This window comes from Paenibacillus sp. 79R4, from assembly GCF_013393165.1.
Lineage (GTDB): Bacteria > Bacillota > Bacilli > Paenibacillales > Paenibacillaceae > Fontibacillus.
Genome location: NZ_QJOT01000016.1, coordinates 1 through 16431, shown reverse-complemented (window position 1 = coordinate 16431; position 16431 = coordinate 1). Strand labels below are relative to the sequence as shown.

General features: G+C 49.0%; 12 protein-coding genes and 1 pseudogene. 4 read left to right on the top strand and 9 right to left on the bottom strand.

The features are described from left to right. Positions 1–269: 269 nt before the first annotated feature. The 3 genes from hemG to DMN77_RS19325 all read right to left on the bottom strand — a co-directional run bounded on the left by hemG (position 270) and on the right by DMN77_RS19325 (position 3770). Positions 270–1655, bottom strand: a complete 1386-nt coding sequence (hemG, locus tag DMN77_RS19335) for a protoporphyrinogen oxidase (protein ID WP_179016058.1) — start codon at positions 1653–1655, stop codon at positions 270–272. 77 nt (positions 1656–1732) lie between these two features. Next, positions 1733–2497: a MerR family transcriptional regulator gene (locus DMN77_RS19330; protein ID WP_068781109.1), complete on the bottom strand. Its 765-nt coding sequence runs from the start codon at positions 2495–2497 to the stop codon at positions 1733–1735. A gap of 169 nt (positions 2498–2666) precedes the next feature. Continuing rightward, complete coding sequence (locus tag DMN77_RS19325; protein WP_179016057.1) at positions 2667–3770, bottom strand: hypothetical protein; 1104 nt, start codon at positions 3768–3770, stop codon at positions 2667–2669. Positions 3771–3937: 167 nt separating this feature from the next. On the opposite strand from DMN77_RS19325, the gene DMN77_RS19320 reads away from it, so the two are divergent. After that, positions 3938–4276, top strand: a complete 339-nt coding sequence (locus tag DMN77_RS19320) for a helix-turn-helix domain-containing protein (RefSeq protein WP_068781107.1) — start codon at positions 3938–3940, stop codon at positions 4274–4276. Between the two features lie 90 nt (positions 4277–4366). Continuing rightward, positions 4367–7684 carry a DEAD/DEAH box helicase gene (locus tag DMN77_RS19315; RefSeq protein ID WP_179016056.1) on the top strand — a complete coding sequence of 1106 codons (3318 nt, stop codon included), beginning with the start codon at positions 4367–4369 and terminating at the stop codon, positions 7682–7684. 181 nt (positions 7685–7865) lie between these two features. Here the strand turns inward: DMN77_RS19315 and DMN77_RS24030 are convergent, their stop codons facing one another. Then, positions 7866–8246, bottom strand: a complete 381-nt coding sequence (locus DMN77_RS24030) for a discoidin domain-containing protein (protein ID WP_256872498.1) — start codon at positions 8244–8246, stop codon at positions 7866–7868. A 36-nt stretch (positions 8247–8282) separates the two neighbouring features. After that, positions 8283–9509, bottom strand: a pseudogene (locus DMN77_RS19310) (family 8 glycosyl hydrolase); the annotation flags it as partial. 306 nt (positions 9510–9815) lie between these two features. On the opposite strand from DMN77_RS19310, the gene DMN77_RS19305 reads away from it, so the two are divergent. After that, the gene (locus tag DMN77_RS19305; protein ID WP_179016055.1) at positions 9816–9992 is read left to right on the top strand and encodes a hypothetical protein; all 177 of its coding nucleotides are present in this window, start codon (positions 9816–9818) and stop codon (positions 9990–9992) included. Between the two features lie 74 nt (positions 9993–10066). Here the strand turns inward: DMN77_RS19305 and DMN77_RS19300 are convergent, their stop codons facing one another. The 4 genes from DMN77_RS19300 to DMN77_RS19285 form a co-directional block, all read right to left on the bottom strand. Beyond that, on the bottom strand, positions 10067–11881 hold the full coding sequence (locus DMN77_RS19300) for a CBM96 family carbohydrate-binding protein (RefSeq protein ID WP_179016054.1): 1815 nt from the start codon (positions 11879–11881) through the stop codon (positions 10067–10069). A gap of 273 nt (positions 11882–12154) precedes the next feature. Further along, complete coding sequence (locus DMN77_RS19295) at positions 12155–12691, bottom strand: superoxide dismutase family protein (protein WP_068781104.1); 537 nt, start codon at positions 12689–12691, stop codon at positions 12155–12157. 110 nt (positions 12692–12801) lie between these two features. Beyond that, positions 12802–13887 carry a Gfo/Idh/MocA family protein gene (locus DMN77_RS19290; protein WP_179016053.1) on the bottom strand — a complete coding sequence of 362 codons (1086 nt, stop codon included), beginning with the start codon at positions 13885–13887 and terminating at the stop codon, positions 12802–12804. 149 nt (positions 13888–14036) lie between these two features. Further along, a complete protein-coding gene (locus DMN77_RS19285; RefSeq protein ID WP_179016052.1) occupies positions 14037–14783 on the bottom strand; it encodes a sugar phosphate isomerase/epimerase family protein in 747 nt (248 codons plus the stop codon). A 155-nt stretch (positions 14784–14938) separates the two neighbouring features. On the opposite strand from DMN77_RS19285, the gene DMN77_RS19280 reads away from it, so the two are divergent. Next, complete coding sequence (locus DMN77_RS19280; protein WP_082790103.1) at positions 14939–15832, top strand: helix-turn-helix domain-containing protein; 894 nt, start codon at positions 14939–14941, stop codon at positions 15830–15832. Positions 15833–16431 lie beyond the last annotated feature (599 nt).

Sequence of the window (16431 nt, the reverse complement as noted above, 5' to 3'; positions counted from 1 at the left end):
GACGAATGTGTCGTGTTACCACCCTATTTCAACAATGATGCTAAGCGGTCGTTCAAAAAGCCTGCTTACCTGTCATTGTCCTCTTCTTCGGATAACGGCCGAACCCCGGTAACGGTTATCCCGTTACAGCTCGCAAGTCGGGAAGCGCTCCTTCGTCGGAAGAATCCTCTCAGCCTGCGGGATTCTCTCTCTGCACCGCGAACTACGGAACACTTGTCTTGGTCATTGCTTTTTTGAAACTTTATCATGTGCAGGTGGGATAGTCAACACTATAGCAGCTCAGCTACTCGTGCAGCGGTCGCTTCGCCGTTGGCGATGCAATCCGGGATCCCTACGCCGTAATATGAGCAGCCCGCCAGGAACAGGCCGGGATACTGCTGGGCAACTTTACGCTCCAGCGATTGGACGACCTCATGATGCCGCAAGTGATAGTTGGGCATAGCATCCGTCCACCGCGTAATTGCATAGGTTGTTGGCGGCGGCAGCTGACCGATGCTCTGCTGCAGATCGCACATCGCTTCCTGCAGCATTTCCTCCTCAGATAAGCCTTGCAACCGTTCATAGTGCGGGCCTGAGCTTTTATAGAACAAGCGAACCAGCAGCTGATGATTTGTCGATGTGTGGCTCCATTTCCGACTGGTCCAGGTAGATGCCTGGCATTTCAGGCCGCTGCTGTCGGCAACGATGAAGCCCGTTCCGTTCTCCGGAAGCAATTCATCGCTTACGTCAAAGCCCATATATACACTGATCAGGGAACTGCCGATCAATTCTGCGAAGTCTTCGTTCAGATTTTCATTGGCAAGCATCGATTGAGCTGCTTGATGCGGTACACTCAGAACCACGCTATCCGCCACCAAGCTGCGTCCGTCCTGCAAATCCAGCGTGTATAACTTACCGTCTTGTATTACACGGCTGACTTTGCAGCCTTTTATCCACTCGATCTCTGACAGGGCCTGCTCCATCCGCTCAATAATCGCTGAGGTGCCGCCTGCAAAGGATAGAAACTTCTTCTCCCCTTGCGATTTGAAGGTCTGGCGATTCTCCGCAAGTCCCTTCATAATACTGCCGTGTTGATTTTTGTAATCCAACAGGTAAGGCAGCGTGGAAGCAATCGTTAATTCATTCAGCTTGCCGGAGTAGACCCCTGATAATACCGGAGCAATTTGCTTCTCGACGATCTCTTTGCCAAGAAAAGCTTCCAGGAACAGTCCGATCGAATCATTCTTCGTGAACGTCTCATTCGTCGTGTAGAAATCTTTGAGCGCCTCCACCTTGCCCTCTGCCGAGATCAGTTCGCTCTCAGCCAGGGCCTGGAGACTGAGCGGGATGCCGAAGACCGCGTCCTCGGGTATTAACTTCAGCTTACCGTCCGCATGCAGATAGGATTTACCCGTAGCGTTATAGACGACTTCTTCCCGCAATCCCAGCTCATCGATCAGCGGATCTACATTCCGCTTGCGGGCGACGAGCGAGTCGGCCCCAACCTCCATAATAAAGCCGTCCCGCTTCACTGTATGGATCTTCCCGCCCAACCGTTCATCCGCTTCAATCAGTACAATCTCCGCAGCAAGCTTCCGTTCCCGGATGATTTTGTGCAAATAATAAGCCGTGGACAATCCTGTAATTCCTCCACCAATTACCGCAACCTTCTTCAATCTATTCCACCTCGATCAAGGGTTATGTTCACTCTCCCCATCATAACCTACTTGTCTCAAAGCGGACAATATTCCTACTATAAAGTTCCATTAATATACACATGAATGGCATCGCGCAGGAATTGGGCCAGCCCGGTCTGATGCTTGTCATAATAGTCACGGAATCGCTCGTCCTCGACATACATTTGGGCCAGGCCGGCATGGGCCTCTTTGTTGTAGGTGTCCCAGTAAAAGGTCAGCCACTCTTTGTGCAGCTCGGCAGCGCGCTGAGCCTTCTCCCCTGCCGGATCCCCTGTCTTGTATGCCTCCAGCAAAGCCGCGATCACTTCATCGGCAAGCGCCGTCACTCGCTCATATTGTTCAGCAGTCATATTTCGCAGCTTACCGTTTGCTTTATCGATCGTATCAGCCCCGTACTTTTCCCGTATTTCGGTCCCATATTGCCGCTCATTCTCAGCGATTAGCTGTTCTTTGAATCCGGTAAATTTCTCTTGATCCGACATTGTTATTCTCCCTTCCGCTTCGGATATCGTATGATCTACATTCGCAATCAGCAGGTCTAGCTGCCGTTTGCGGTCAAGGAGCTGTCTGCGATGCTGCTTCAGCGCTGCAATCCGGTCAAAGGACGGGTCCGCAATCACCTGTTTGATATGATCCAACGGTAATCCGAGCTCGCGAAAAAATAAAATTTGCTGCAGCAGGTTAACCTCGGCTGGCCCGTAAATCCGATACCCCGATGAGTTGATTCTTGCCGGCTTAAGAAGGTCAATCTCATCATAATAGCGCAATGTCCTCGTACTGATTCCGGCAAGCTGACCCAGCTTCTGAATGGTGTATTCCATCTGTATCCCTCCTGACAAGTTCAATCTACACCTTTACGCAACGTGAAGGTCAACATCTATTTTGTAATTCCCATAATAAAAGTTCTATATGTGCACATGCCAACAGGCAGACGGTCAGCATAGAGGGCTTGTGGTCAATAGAGGAACGATTGGCACGGTTTAAACGAATTTATAAGAGCATTTGCTTCCAGGGGAAGCGCACCTTAACCTCTTTGGCTCGCTCCTCGCATAACTTCATAATATCGGCACTTATCGTCTCCGGAATATGTGGGAGATGCTTCTCATATAACATGAGGCTGGCCAGCAGCTGATGCTGATTCTTGAGGTATAAGCTTAGCTTAATGCTGCGCAGCAATTGCAGCGCCCCCTGGGTATGCTCTCCTTCGTTCAGCCAATATACCGCACATTGGTAATACATTCTACTATACCGATCGCGATCTCTAATCTGATTCTCACCGCTTAGCGAGAACGCCGGGTAAGAATCAGCGAAGCGATATAGCATATCCTTCAAGTCGGGATCGAAGGAAAATTTATATTTATTAGCCGCCATTAACGAGGCGGTTAAGCCTTCTACTCTTAATAGCGGATACTCATTCATCAAGTCCACGAGCTGCGGAAGCCGTTCCAAATGGCCGTTCTTAACCTCTAGTCCCAATAGCCTCCCCTGGGCCAACAAAGAAAAGCGCTCCGCTTCCAGTTTGTCTTCTGGCAAAGCATCATGAATTTGCGGTAAAACGAAGCAGCGTTCGAGATATTCCCTAGCTTCGGCGTATGCTCCTTCGAACTCGTACCCTTCAGACATCATTAACAGAGCATGTCCATAGTAGTTCGTCAAGGAGCGTCTAAAAGGCAGCCTGCGCCGGAACCGATGCCCGTTCAGCTTCCTCTGCAATGACTCCGCCCGCGTTAGCATTTCGGCGATATATTGCCGAGCTTCGTCCCAGCGATCAAGCACCGCATAGCTTCGTGCAAGCAGGTAGAGCCCTTCCAGGACATACTCATCGCGCAGGCGATGACGAAATGGAATGAACCGCAGCATTTCCTCCGAATTGCCGGACTGTGTCTCGCTAGTCATGTAAAAGATCCGGAAATAGCTCATGACGACCTCATCCGTCACTATTCTATCATCATCACTCATGCTTATTATTTTCTCATATAATTCGGTTGCAGGTTGCCACATGCCGTTGGCAAACAGCGACTCCGCCTTCTCGAATAACTCTTGATACGGCATGGCCCGTTCCTCTCCTGACGAGATTCCGCGATCAGTTACCATGGGATGTCTCCTTCGAATGGCTAACATAAATATAATGAATTGGGAGAATATAAATATATAAAGATCAATTACCTTTATATTACTATTTTTAACCCATAAGTTCAATTGAACCTCATATGCATGTTATAGATCAACTTAGGTTGCTACAATCCTTGTAGGTGATGAACATGAGCTTCGATTATTCCCTGATTGGCAGACGCATTAAACAAGCCCGGGAAGAACAAGGAATTACACAGGAAATGCTGGCTGAGAAGCTGGATGTCTCCAACGCATACATAAGCAAAATTGAGCGTGGTAAAACACCGATTAACCTGGACAGGCTATCTCAATTATGCGTAGTGCTTGAAGAATCTCCAGAGTATATTCTGAGCGGTACCAATAAGCTATCCAATGACTATTTGCGTAATGAAATTATAGAAATGCTGGAAGATTGTCCACCGGAGAAGATAAAGTTAATCATGCAGGTCATTAAACCGATTGTTGAATTCAAATCCCCAAAAGGCTGACACCCGCCGTGGTGCCGGCCTTGCTTTATTTTATAGAGGAACTTGTTTATCATTAATGTGATAGATCGTGTAAGAGGATGATGTAAAGCGATGCGACATTTATTAACTCAGACTGCGATACATATGTTCTGCGGCAAGGCGGCTTATGAGGCAGGTCAGACTTATTATGAGGCAGGCAAGGTTTCCTATACGCTCCGGAATACGGAGCAACAAACCTATGCGGCCATTGTATCGGGAACGGATGAGTATGAGGTGAATTTAGCGATCCATTCGGACGGTGCGCTGACCGCGGATTGTAGTTGCCCAGCTTTTGCTGCAAGCGGCAATTATTGTCCGCATATCGCTGCTGTGATGATTGGCGCCTATAAAATACAGAACGATACTGGACGATCGTCTGGCCGACGCGATTTGGCTGCGGATCAGATGAGCGCTAATCGGGCTGCCCCATTAAGACGAGATACACGACGACAAACACCGCATCGCAGCACGGCCCAGGATACGCGGCTGATGCGCGATATTACGGGACTGTTCGGCAAAAGCAAGACCCGACTGACACGGACCGGGTCCTACTTCGATGCCAGAGAGCCCCTTGATACTGAATTTATATTAAAGTTGGATTCGTACGGATATGAGAAGCAGATCTTCTCGATGGAAATGAAGCTAGGAACGAAACGTCTATATATTGTAAAAAATATTAAGCAGCTTCTGGAGCAAATTGATCTTGGCGGCAAATATGCTTTTACGCCTAATTTCACCTATGATTCACAGCTCCACAGCTTCCCTGCTGAGGCTTCCGCGATTGTACAGAAGCTGATAGAGATCCAGCGGAACGAGCATTTAATACATGAGATGGCTGATCATAATCATCTTCGTTCCGGGTATCCCGAGGAGCGCGGTCTGGTCATACCTCCTTTCGCCTGGAACGAGCTGCTCGTACTGCTCCGCTCCTGCCCTTCCGTCAAGCTCGAGGCGAATGGCATATTATACAAAGGATTTTTCGAATCAAGCAGGCCCCTGCCGATCCAATACGCGATCAGGCATTCTGATGAGGATGATTCCTGTTCTTTTGAGGTCGAAGGTCTGGATGAGATCACGATTCTCGATTCCTATAATATGGCGCTAATCTATAACGAGCTGATTACTCTTGATCCGCAGCAATGCTCACAGCTCCATGAGCTTAAGAAGCTGCTGCGGGTCTATCGCAAGGCCAGGGTCGGCGTTAGCGCCGAGCAGATGTCCCTGTTTATCGAGAAAGCTCTGCCGGGATTGATGAAGCTGGGTGAAGTGAAGATTGATGATTCCATCACAGATCGGATTATACGTAAGCCGCTGCAGGCCAGATTGTATCTGGACCGTTTGAAGAACCGGCTGCTGGCGGGGGTGGAATTCCAATACGGGGACGTAGTTATTAACCCGCTTGAAGATAAGGATCTGCAGCGCGGCAGCGACCTCATCCTCATTCGTGACGAAGACCAGGAGCGGCGAATCCTTGAGCTGATGGATGAGAGTTCTTTCGTACGAACGGAGAGTGGCTTCTTCCTGGATGATGAGAATGCGGAGTTTGATTTTCTCTACTATATGGTGCCGAGGCTGGAGCAGTTCGTTGATATCTTTGCCACAACGGCTGTTAAGTTGAGGATCGAGCGTCCAGCGATCCCGCCGAGAATCTCCGCGATTTGGGATGAGCGTACAGATTGGCTTGAATTCAAATTCGAATTGAATGGCATTTCCGACAATGAAATCCGCGAGCTAATCGAGGCGATCGAGGTCAAACGTAAATACTACAAGCTGCCAAGTGGTTCCCTCATGCCGTTGTCAGACGAGAAGTTCAAGCACATGACTCAGTTCGTTCAGGATTCAGGAAAATTCCAGTTCAACGAAAATGGTGATGGATTCCGGGTGCCGCTAGCCAGTTCATTCCATCTTCTGGATGAACAGCGTTATACGGAGCTATTAAAACCGGAGAAGTCACTGCGCCGTCTTCTGTCGAATTTGAAGAATCCCGACAATTTGGAGTTCGCGCTGCCCCCGAGTCTTGCTCCGGTACTCCGCGATTACCAGGTCTTTGGATATCAGTGGCTGAAGACGCTCGCCACCTATCGCTTTGGCGGTATTCTGGCCGACGATATGGGGCTGGGCAAGACGCTGCAAAGCATCACCTTCCTGGTCTCAGTGCTGCCGGAAATCCGCGAGCAGAAGCTGCCGGCGATTATTGTGGCCCCCGCTTCTCTCGTCTACAACTGGCGGAATGAACTGCGCAAATTTGCACCGGAAATACGGAGCATGATCATTGATGGAGGTAAGAGCGAACGAATTCGTCAGCTGCAGGAGCAGGATGGATTCGATATTATCATTACCTCTTATCCACTGCTGCGCAGAGATATTGAACAATATTCCGAACAGCCTTACCATACCTTGATTCTGGATGAAGCGCAGAACTTCAAGAATCATACGACACAGACGGCGCATGCCGTCAAAGCGCTGCAAGCGAAGCATAAATTTGCATTAACCGGAACACCTATCGAAAATTCGCTTGAGGAGCTTTGGTCGATCTTCGATGCCGTCTTCCCCGCCCTGTTCCGGGATCGACAGACCTTTAATGATCTGTCGCGGGAGAGCATCGCCAATCGGATCAAGCCATTCCTGCTGCGCCGCTTGAAGACAGACGTTCTAAGCGAGCTGCCGGATAAGATTGAATCGGTGCAAGCTTCAGAGCTGTTGCCAGAACAGAAGAAGCTGTATGCGGCTTATCTCGCTCAGCTTCAGCAGGAGACGCTGAAGCATCTTAACGAAGACAGCTTCCAGCAGAATAAGATTCGCATTTTGGCCGGGCTTACCCGGCTGCGTCAATTATGCTGTCATCCTTCCTTATTTATTGAGGAATATGAAGGCAGGTCGGCCAAGTTTGATCAGCTCTTCGAGATTGTTGACGAATGCCTTAGCTCCGGGAAGCGAATGCTAATCTTCTCGCAATTTACGCAAATGCTGGGGCTTATCGGACGAGAACTTGGATATGGCGGTATTCCTTATTTCTATCTGGATGGGCAAACTCCTGCTTCCGAACGGATTGATCTCTGCGACAGATTTAATGAAGGAGAGAAAGACATCTTCCTGATCTCTCTGAAAGCGGGCGGTACGGGGCTTAACCTCACCGGAGCGGATACTGTCATTCTGTATGACTTATGGTGGAATCCGGCTGTTGAGCAGCAAGCTGCGGACCGGGCCCATCGTATCGGGCAGACCAAAGTCGTGCAAATTATTCGTCTCTTGACCGAGGGGACCGTTGAGGAAAAAATGTATGAACTGCAACAGAAGAAAAAGGATTTGATCGACGAGATCATCCAGCCTGGACAACAATCCATATCCAGCATGTCTGAGCAGGAGATCCGTGAGATATTGATGATATGATGCTAATTTAGCAAGAGCAAGCCTGGTTGAGTAAATATCCGGGCCTGCTCTTTTTTGTGCAGAGAATATATAAGTTTACATAACTATTATTACGTTAATTAAATGTTTACACCGATCGAATCACTCTTATCCGCTATCCGCCAAAATGATTTTACCGTTCGTTAGTTCATTCATGATTACTTCAATTCGGCGGGTAGACTTCAAATTCATACAGCGAATAACCATAAGGAGTTCCCCGCTCGGTTCCATACATCTTTACATATCTGGCCGACACATTGTTCAGAGGAATATCCTGTACTCCCCCGCTGCCATTCGTCTCGGTATATACGTCCGTCCAATTCGAACCGTCGTTGGAGACTTGAATTTTAAATTTGACCGCATAAGCCTCTTCCCAATGCAGTTTTACACTACCCAGCGCTTTTATAGCACCTAGGTCAACGTAGATCCACTGCGGGTCGCTGCCTTCGCTGCTGGCCCATCTGGATTGCAAATTGCCATCCACGGCCCGCTCCGCTTCAAAGCCGATGCCTTCAATGGAGCTGGCTGCGGCTGCTGCGTTCAGAGCCAGATTCGGCAGAGCTGGCTGCTCGGCTAGGCCAGGCTTCCACCAGTTGCCGGAGATGTACAGCATATTAAGAAGGTTATAGCTGTCGCTAAAGTAATCCTCCTTCTTATTCTTCATCCAGTCCCAGCCGGCATTAACCCAGGCCTGGTTGCTGCTATCCGCCGTCGCTGCGGAGATAAAAGGAGACACAAATACCGCTGTCGCATAGTCCCCAACCTCTGCTCCATTCAGCTTGTAGCCATTTTTTATTTTCGAAGGAGTATTGTTGGTCTTGCCTTTGATCCAGCTCGTCAGCTTATCAGAGATCGCTTTACTGCGCGGGTCTCCATACATTGCATAATCCATGACGATTCTAAGCGGAACGCGGCTGGCGTTATAATAATAAATATTGGTCTCTTTGAATTCATCGAGATACCATTCAGGTGCAGGCTTAGGTGGGTTGTTGACGACAAAATCCGAGATTAAACCTGTCGTAGGAGAGTAAGTATTGCTGAAATCATGATATACAGAATAGAGATTATCGATCAGTTGAATCCATACCGGATCCTGAGTCACCTCATAGAAAGCTCTCAGATGACTGAGCATCCAGTCAGAAGGCCTTGTATTAAGCGCATTCTTGGCATCCCAGTCGCCCAGGTTCAGCCGATTGTTCGTCGTTACATAACTGGCCTTAATACCGTTGGTAATCATCTGCTTCGCTTCTTGCAAGTAATTGATCGTACCGTCCGATCCCCACTGCTCATGCGCAAGAATCAGAGAATAAGCAATATCCAGATCCCCATCGGTTGCTGAATCAAAATGTCCTTGGGCATTTTTGTTGTCGGCAACGACCCAGCCCATCAGATTCGGATTGATCGAACTCTTATAAGCCCGAGCTGTCTTGAACAATCCGTTATAGATCGTCTGCGCGTCCGGATCATGTCCGGCCATTAGCGCGGCAATGATCATCCCATACCCTTGTCCCTCTGAAGAGCCTAAGGCTGTGAAGCCGCCCGGATTTCCGGTGATTTCACCTTTGACATAATAACCGCCAGGCAGTGAGCTGAGGTTATTCTTCAAATACTTGCCTTTCCAATAGTCATAGTACTGGGCAACCGATTGATTCATCGCATTCTGGGTGACATGGTCCGGTTTGATAATGCCAGGATAGCTTACCTGTTGTGGAAAAGGCTTCTTCTCCCCTGCTGCATAGCTGCTTTGCGTAGGCGCCACCGATCCCGCCCCTGCCAACAAGATGGCAATGACCAGACTGACAAGCATCTTGTACCTTTTACTCCGTTTTGGACTGGACCCTGTTGTTGAAGCTGTGGCTGCTGCTGCAGATCGTGCATGAACATCGAGCTTTGTCCGGGTGTTACCCCTCGTCCTTGTCTGAAACATCGCTATTCCTCCTTTAATTGTGTGATTCATATGCCGCTTGTGCCGACTGAACTACAACATGGAAGATGTGTTATGTCTGAAGCAAGGATGTCTCATGCTTGTATAATATTACATTTATTGAAAATAATAAACCAGATTCGAATTCACAAAATCTATGCATGATGCATGTACAGGAGGAACCAGCCTATGACAAGCCACAATCAAGATCATTCCCGGGATGAAGCGAAGCTTCGCAATAAAATGGACCCTTCCGGCGACTCATTACAGGAGAAGCAAAAAATGAAACAAGGCGTCGATATTGAGCCTGAAGCGGATGAATGGGTCGCAAAACCGGCTGCATTTACCGATACGGATCAGGAATAATTAACAGCTTGACGTGAAATCCGCTACAGCGAAGAAGCTGGGCGGATTTTCTCATTCTGGTAGCCATCCATAGATCACTTGTTGACGTTGTTGTTATACAGGTTGCCGCCGCCAATCCGCACATCATCATGGGCTGTCGTTCCCGCAGCCGCACCGGTAGCATACACGACATAACCCGCTGAATCATCAAGATGAACCGTGTTATGGTCAAAAGAATTATTCTGCCCGGTCGGATACGCCGTTCCATGCGTCCGAACCTGGAATGCATCCGTAATATTGGCATTGCCGTTGCGATAGCCCTGATTATAGCGAACGATCGTATTTACACCTTTGACATCAATGAAGCTATCCGCGCTATTCGCTCCGCTGATGCCCGTGCCATTAAAAGTGCAATACTCAACAATCGTTCCACTTGCCCCTTCCTTGATATCGATATGCTCCGCTGTGATCCCGCCATCAAATATCGTATGGCTGATTACATTGTCGTACACCAGATGTTCATAATTGGAGCTGGAATCCGAGCCGACATAAGCCCCTTCCCCATAACCCGGCTGATATTTACCCGTATTATAGATCGTGGAATACTCCAACCTGTTATACGAGCTGCCATCGCGAAAATGAACCCCCTCGTCACCGATCTGATGTATTTTCAGGCCATGAAGCAGATTATTGTTGCCGTGATTAATCACGATCCCCTTTTGTGCCGTATCGATTTCCATATTGCGGATTTGCCAATAATCTCCGGTTAAATGGATGCCGTAGGACCCGTCGTTCACGCTTGTTCCTTTTAGTACAGCCGGGTTGTCCGGATCACAGCTCGTCAGCAGGATCGGTGCGGCTTCCGTGCCATTTTGACCGGAATAGAATAATCCTTGGCCTCCGGGATCCCCGCTTGTCGCCTTTACTCCTGTGTAGGTGCCTGGAGCAATCGCAATAATGTCGCCGGGCATGGCCGTCCGCATGGCATTCTGAATAGCAACAGCGCTGTTCAGCGCGCTGCTACAGACCGGAGTCGAGCCTGAATCAGCCAGCGTTCTAACCATCACCGTGCTACTGGGCGCTGAACGGTTGCCCGCGCTGTCTCTGGCTATAACGTAGTAGCTGTACAACGTATCCGAATCCAACGCGCTATCCAGAAAAAAGACCCCCGCTGTATCCGCTGCCAAATTCCCATTGCGAAATACTTCATACCCCGCAACTCCGCCGCTGGCCTCGGCCGGGCTCCAGCTTAATTGGATCTGCGTACCTGAAGTCGCAACACCAGTAACATGCGTTGGGGCTGCAGGAGGCTGCTCATTACCGCCAGGATGAGTGCTGCTGCCACTAATGATAAGCTCCGGCCCATTCACGCCCTTCTCCCTGCTGTTCAGTGTCGTGTACTTGCCTGCGCTTTCTTGAAGCATGAAGGAGACAATGCCGTCTCCGGCCGCTTCTGCCGCTACATAGCCGGTCACATCTAATTCATAATAGACTGCGGTCGTATTCATCGGAACGCTGCCGGCCAAGCTTCCCTGGACCGGCTTATTGTTCCAGGTGATCGTCGATTCATTCCAGTTATCAGCAGTCTGATAGGCGGATAGAACCGTATTGTATGATGAGCTTCCGTAAATTCTGAGCTTTGCGCTCGTTACATTTGAAATTCCGGAGAGATTAAATTTCAGGAAGGCTTGGCAAGAGCTCGCCGTATCATTCTTGACATACAAAGATGTAGAGGCTCCATAATTGGAGGAGGAGTTGCCTTGATGCACATAAGAGTCACCGATCGGACTTAGTGTCACAGGCGAGGCCATTGCCATAGTCTCTGTAAAAGATAAGCCAAGAACCAGGACCAGAAGGCATAATCCCAGCTTATAGAACAACGAATGAATATTGCGGATACTGCTAGACATACGAATCACTCCTTTTTATTTTCGGTTGATTCTTATGTTTGCGGGTCCACGCTTGTCAGCTGAAGGATCTCTATCCTCCCTTCCTAACAGGCTTTTTGATGCCGATTAAACACGGGTTGTCCCTTCAAGTATAAAGCAAGCAGAACGGAACAGATATGAGCATTTTTACCTATTATTGGAATTGTAAATTGCTATTAAGTCTTCTGGCATGCAGCAAAAAAGCAGCCAAACCATAGGTTCAGCTGCTGAGGTCGTGTTAAAGTCCTTGTTCCACTAACGAATCACTGAGCAAGCAATCCGTGCTCCGGAATTGCCGGACGGATCGGTAACGTAGTCATCGGCTTTTTCATGAATCATAAGCGAAGTGCCGCCAGGCTTCAGCAAAGAATTCGGGGAACCCTTCTTAAGCGTCACCGTCTTGCTCTCCAAATCGGTGTTAACCGTTCCATCTGCCTTGACTGTAATGTTAAGCAGGTCGCCCGCATGATATCCCTTCGGATTTTTGAATCCATGCTGCTTCCCTTCCGGGTTGAAATGGGCCCCGGCCGACGTAAAGTCCGGTGGATCGCATTTTCCCGTCTCATGGAAATGGATGCCGTGTTCTCCCGGCGGGAGATTTTTAGCTTCGATATGGATATGGACGGCGTCTGCTTTTTGCGTCAACACGGCTGTGCCTATCTCTGCGCCTTTGGAATCGATGATCACTGTCTTGATTTGCAGTTCCTCTGATTTGGCCCAAGCCGAATTCATAGGTGCAACTCCGAACATCAGAGAACCAAGGATGCTCAGGCAGATGAGTTGTTTTTTCATAGTGCGGATTCTTCCTCCTGTAGATGTTTTCGCTTCCTTCCACAGGATGTCCCATTTGGATAAAAAAGATAACTCCACGACAAACACTTCGTCCCATATTGCTATAACGATTAGAAATCCGGTATGTCGATCACAACTTCGCGTCCTGTCTGTGATGAGCGCAAAATGCCGTCCAGAATGGCCTGATTGCGAACAATTTGTTCTCCCGGAATCGGTGCTGGCCCGCCTTCGCGAAGCGCACGCACAAAATCCCTGATTTTCTCAGCGAAGACATCGATCTCATGTTCAATCAAAGGAATAGCGCTTTCCGTATGATGCCCCTGAATGTCATGGAACAGGGATACCGCGCCAACATGGCCATCCCATACGCCGCCCCAAGGCCCCTGGCTCTTAGGCAGCACCTTGAGACCAGCGTCCGTGCCAAGGAACATCGTCGCTCCGAGCGAATCCATATGCATCGCCCAGGAGGTCTTGAAATTAAGCACGAGATCATTCTCAAAGCGAATCATCGCTACCCCGAAATCCTCGACATCAAACCGGTCTGCCTCCGGATGATATTTGGGATTGGTGCCGAAGTGATTCGACGTATACGCCGATACAGTCAACGGCTTAGGGTATCCCAATGTGTTCAAGGCGAAATCGAGCGAATAGCAGCCGATATCAGCCATCGCGCCCGCGCCGGAAATCTCCTGACGAATGAAGGTTCCTCCCGGCATGCCGCGGCGGCGTCCTCCACCGGTCTCCATGTAGTACACTTTGCCAAGCTGTCCGCTCTGCACAAGCTCCTTGATAAGACCCATGTTCGGATCGTATCGGGGTTGGAAGCCGATATTAAGCATTTTGTCAGCTTCTTTGGAAGCCTGAACCATGCCTATCGCTTCCTCCAGTGTGACCGACATCGGCTTCTCGACCATCACATGCTTGCCGGCATGCAGCGCATCCAGTGTCGTTAGGTAGTGTGCGGCATTAGGCGTACATATACTGACCCCATCCAAGTCCAGCTCCAGCAGTTTGTGATGGTCATCGAATCCTGCAGCCTGCTGCAGACCCCAATTGTTAATAAAATGATCCGCCCGTCCCGGAAAAATATCCGCCACTCCTACAATTTCGACATCCTCGATATCCTTGTAGGTACGTGCATGCACACCCGCGATTCCCCCGCTACCGATGATGCCAATTTTGATCGTTCTGCCCATGTGGTCTTCTCCTCCTGCATTCCTTCTTTAAAATATTCTATTTCACAATTTTAAGTAATAGTCGCAGCGTATGACCTCTCGCTGTTCGCCGAACCCAACGGATTGACGTTGGGCTCAGTCTGATCAGCGATCCCGTAATCGAGGATTATTTATAATATTTGTCGCAGATAGCGGAGGCTGGCTTCGATCGATTCCAGCTGTGGAATCTCGTATTCCTCCTGTTCGATAGTGTACCATTCGATGCCAAAATGCTTGCCGGCTGCCGTTATGGTCTCGAAATCGAGAATGCCTGTGCCGATCTCCGTATTGCGCTGATCCTGCTTGCTCTTCATGTCCTTGATATGGAGAATTCGGCAGCGGTCTGCAAACGATTCTATCCAGTCCGCAGCGCGGAACCCGGCATATTCTGCCCAGTATGTATCCAGTTCAAAGAACAGATGCTCAGGCGAGGTATGTTGGGCCAGCAGCTCGAGGCCTGTCAACCCGTCATGCTTCTGGAATTCAATGCCGTGATTGTGATAGCCAAAGCGGAGCCCCTGCTCTTTGCAGCGTTCGCCAATGCGATCAAACCTCTCAGCAGCCCGCTTATAGCTATCCGCGTTCTCACGCAGCTCTTCAGGTAGGCCCGGGCAGATGATATAGGGGCTGCCGATGGCAAGCGAATAATCCATCATCTCTTCCAGTCTGTCGGTTAGATCAGGCATGCCGATATGACTTCCAGCCGCTCGCAGCCCGTATTCGTCCAGCGACTTCCTAAGCTGCTCCGCTGATGTGCCGAAATATCCGGCAAACTCAACCCCGTCGTAGCCAATCTCCGCTACTTTTTTTAAGGTGCCAAGAAAATCTTCACCTGTCAGTTCTTTAATAGAATAAAGTTGCAACGCAATATTTTCCATATTTCATGTCCCCTTCCCAATCCTTAGGTAAGGTAAAGATACCAAAATCATAGAAGAAGTAATACAATGAAGCTACTTAAAAATATCAAATATTTGTTCTTGGTGCCGCAAAGGTTATTTTTTGCATACGGGGCAACTGAGGTTGAGGTGATGAGATGATGAACGAGCCCTATTTTGAATCCAACCGGACCCAGGACGGGTCGATCCACTATCCTTATGAGAGTATGATCCATTACGGCAAAGAGCCGCGCTGCATTGTGCCATCTCACTGGCATCTGTATATTGAAATCTTATATTTGCTATCCGGGACGGCCAAGGTCTATTCAGGAGGCGAAGCCTATGTCCTTAGTGAGGGCGACCTCATCCTGATTCATTCCCATGAGACGCATTCGATTTATTCTCTGGATCATGAGCTCTCCTATATCGTTGTCAAATTTGATCCGGAGATTCTGTACTCGACTTCCCGGACGTTTTTAGAATCAAAATATATTCTGCCGTTCACCCTGGCTGAGTCTAGCAATCAGCGCGTCTTCACGGCTTCCGAGATTAGAGATACGCCAATCCCGGACATGATCTGGGAGATCTACCATGAATTCAGTGCCAAAAGCTTTGGCTTTGAGCTTGCCGTCCGTACGCTGATTTGCCGCGTCTTCCTGTGGTTTCTGCGGCAGCCTCGTCAACAGCAGCATTGGAACTGGGAAGTGGCGAATTCCTTGAATGACAGCGACTATCAAATGCTGCAGAAGGTGTTCGAATATATCGACTATAACTATAAAAGCGATATTAATGCGCAAACCGCAGCCCGTCTGTGCAATATGAGCTACAGCTATTTCTCCCGAAGATTCAAGGCGATCATGGGCAAGACTTTCACAAACTATTTGAACTATATCCGTATTACCGAAGCTGAGAAGCTCCTGCTGACAACGGATCAGAGCATGACCGAGATCGCCCTGGAGGTTGGCTTCTCAAGCTCCAGCTACTTCATTCAGCAGTTCAGACAATACAAAGACATCTCTCCCTACCAATTCCGCAAAAAAGGAAAAGCCTGATACCAAGGAGTATCAGGCTTCGTATGCCGATTGCAATTGCATTCAGCAGCAAAGCAGAAATAGCAGAGTCCGACGCAGCCACCGCCTCGTCCAGCCCTAACAAAAACAGGGCTAATTAGCGCTGCTACATGCTCTAACGAAACCAGGTATCGTTATTTAGCCTTGCATCACACTCTAACGTAACAAATTGCTAAATTTGCCCCTGCTGTACATCCTAACTAATGTAACCGGAGACTCCTATTGGACTATATCGCCCCTGCTCCAGACTCTAATGAAACTGTGTATCGCTATTTGGCTATATTAGCACTGCTCCGCAACCTAACTTAACGGAACCGGGAACCCCTATTGGTTCATCGCCCCTGCTTCACATTCTAACGAAACTCTGTATCGCTATTGGGCTATATTAGCACTGCTTCGCAACCTAACTAGCGGAATCGGGAACCCCTATTGGACTATATCGCCCCTGCTTCACACTCTAACGAAACTCTGTATCGCTATTGGGCCATATTAGCACTGCTTCGCAACCTAACTAACGGAATCGGGAACCCCTATTGGACTATATCGCCCCTGCTTCACACTCTAACGAAACTCTGTATCGC

Bases quoted from the DNA above. Each gene is read 5' to 3' on its own strand.
- DMN77_RS19295 (WP_068781104.1), bottom strand. From the start codon at position 12,691: ATGAAAAAACAACTCATCTGCCTGAGCATCCTTGGTTCTCTGATGTTC.
- DMN77_RS19290 (WP_179016053.1), bottom strand. From the start codon at position 13,887: ATGGGCAGAACGATCAAAATTGGCATCATCGGTAGCGGGGGAATCGCG.
- DMN77_RS19315 (WP_179016056.1), top strand. From the start codon at position 4,367: ATGCGACATTTATTAACTCAGACTGCGATACATATGTTCTGCGGCAAG.
- DMN77_RS19330 (WP_068781109.1), bottom strand. From the start codon at position 2,497: ATGGAATACACCATTCAGAAGCTGGGTCAGCTTGCCGGAATCAGTACG.
- DMN77_RS19280 (WP_082790103.1), top strand. From the start codon at position 14,939: ATGATGAACGAGCCCTATTTTGAATCCAACCGGACCCAGGACGGGTCG.
- DMN77_RS19325 (WP_179016057.1), bottom strand. From the start codon at position 3,770: ATGGTAACTGATCGCGGAATCTCGTCAGGAGAGGAACGGGCCATGCCG.
- DMN77_RS19305 (WP_179016055.1), top strand. From the start codon at position 9,816: ATGACAAGCCACAATCAAGATCATTCCCGGGATGAAGCGAAGCTTCGC.
- DMN77_RS19300 (WP_179016054.1), bottom strand. From the start codon at position 11,881: ATGTCTAGCAGTATCCGCAATATTCATTCGTTGTTCTATAAGCTGGGA.
- DMN77_RS19320 (WP_068781107.1), top strand. From the start codon at position 3,938: ATGAGCTTCGATTATTCCCTGATTGGCAGACGCATTAAACAAGCCCGG.
- DMN77_RS19285 (WP_179016052.1), bottom strand. From the start codon at position 14,783: ATGGAAAATATTGCGTTGCAACTTTATTCTATTAAAGAACTGACAGGT.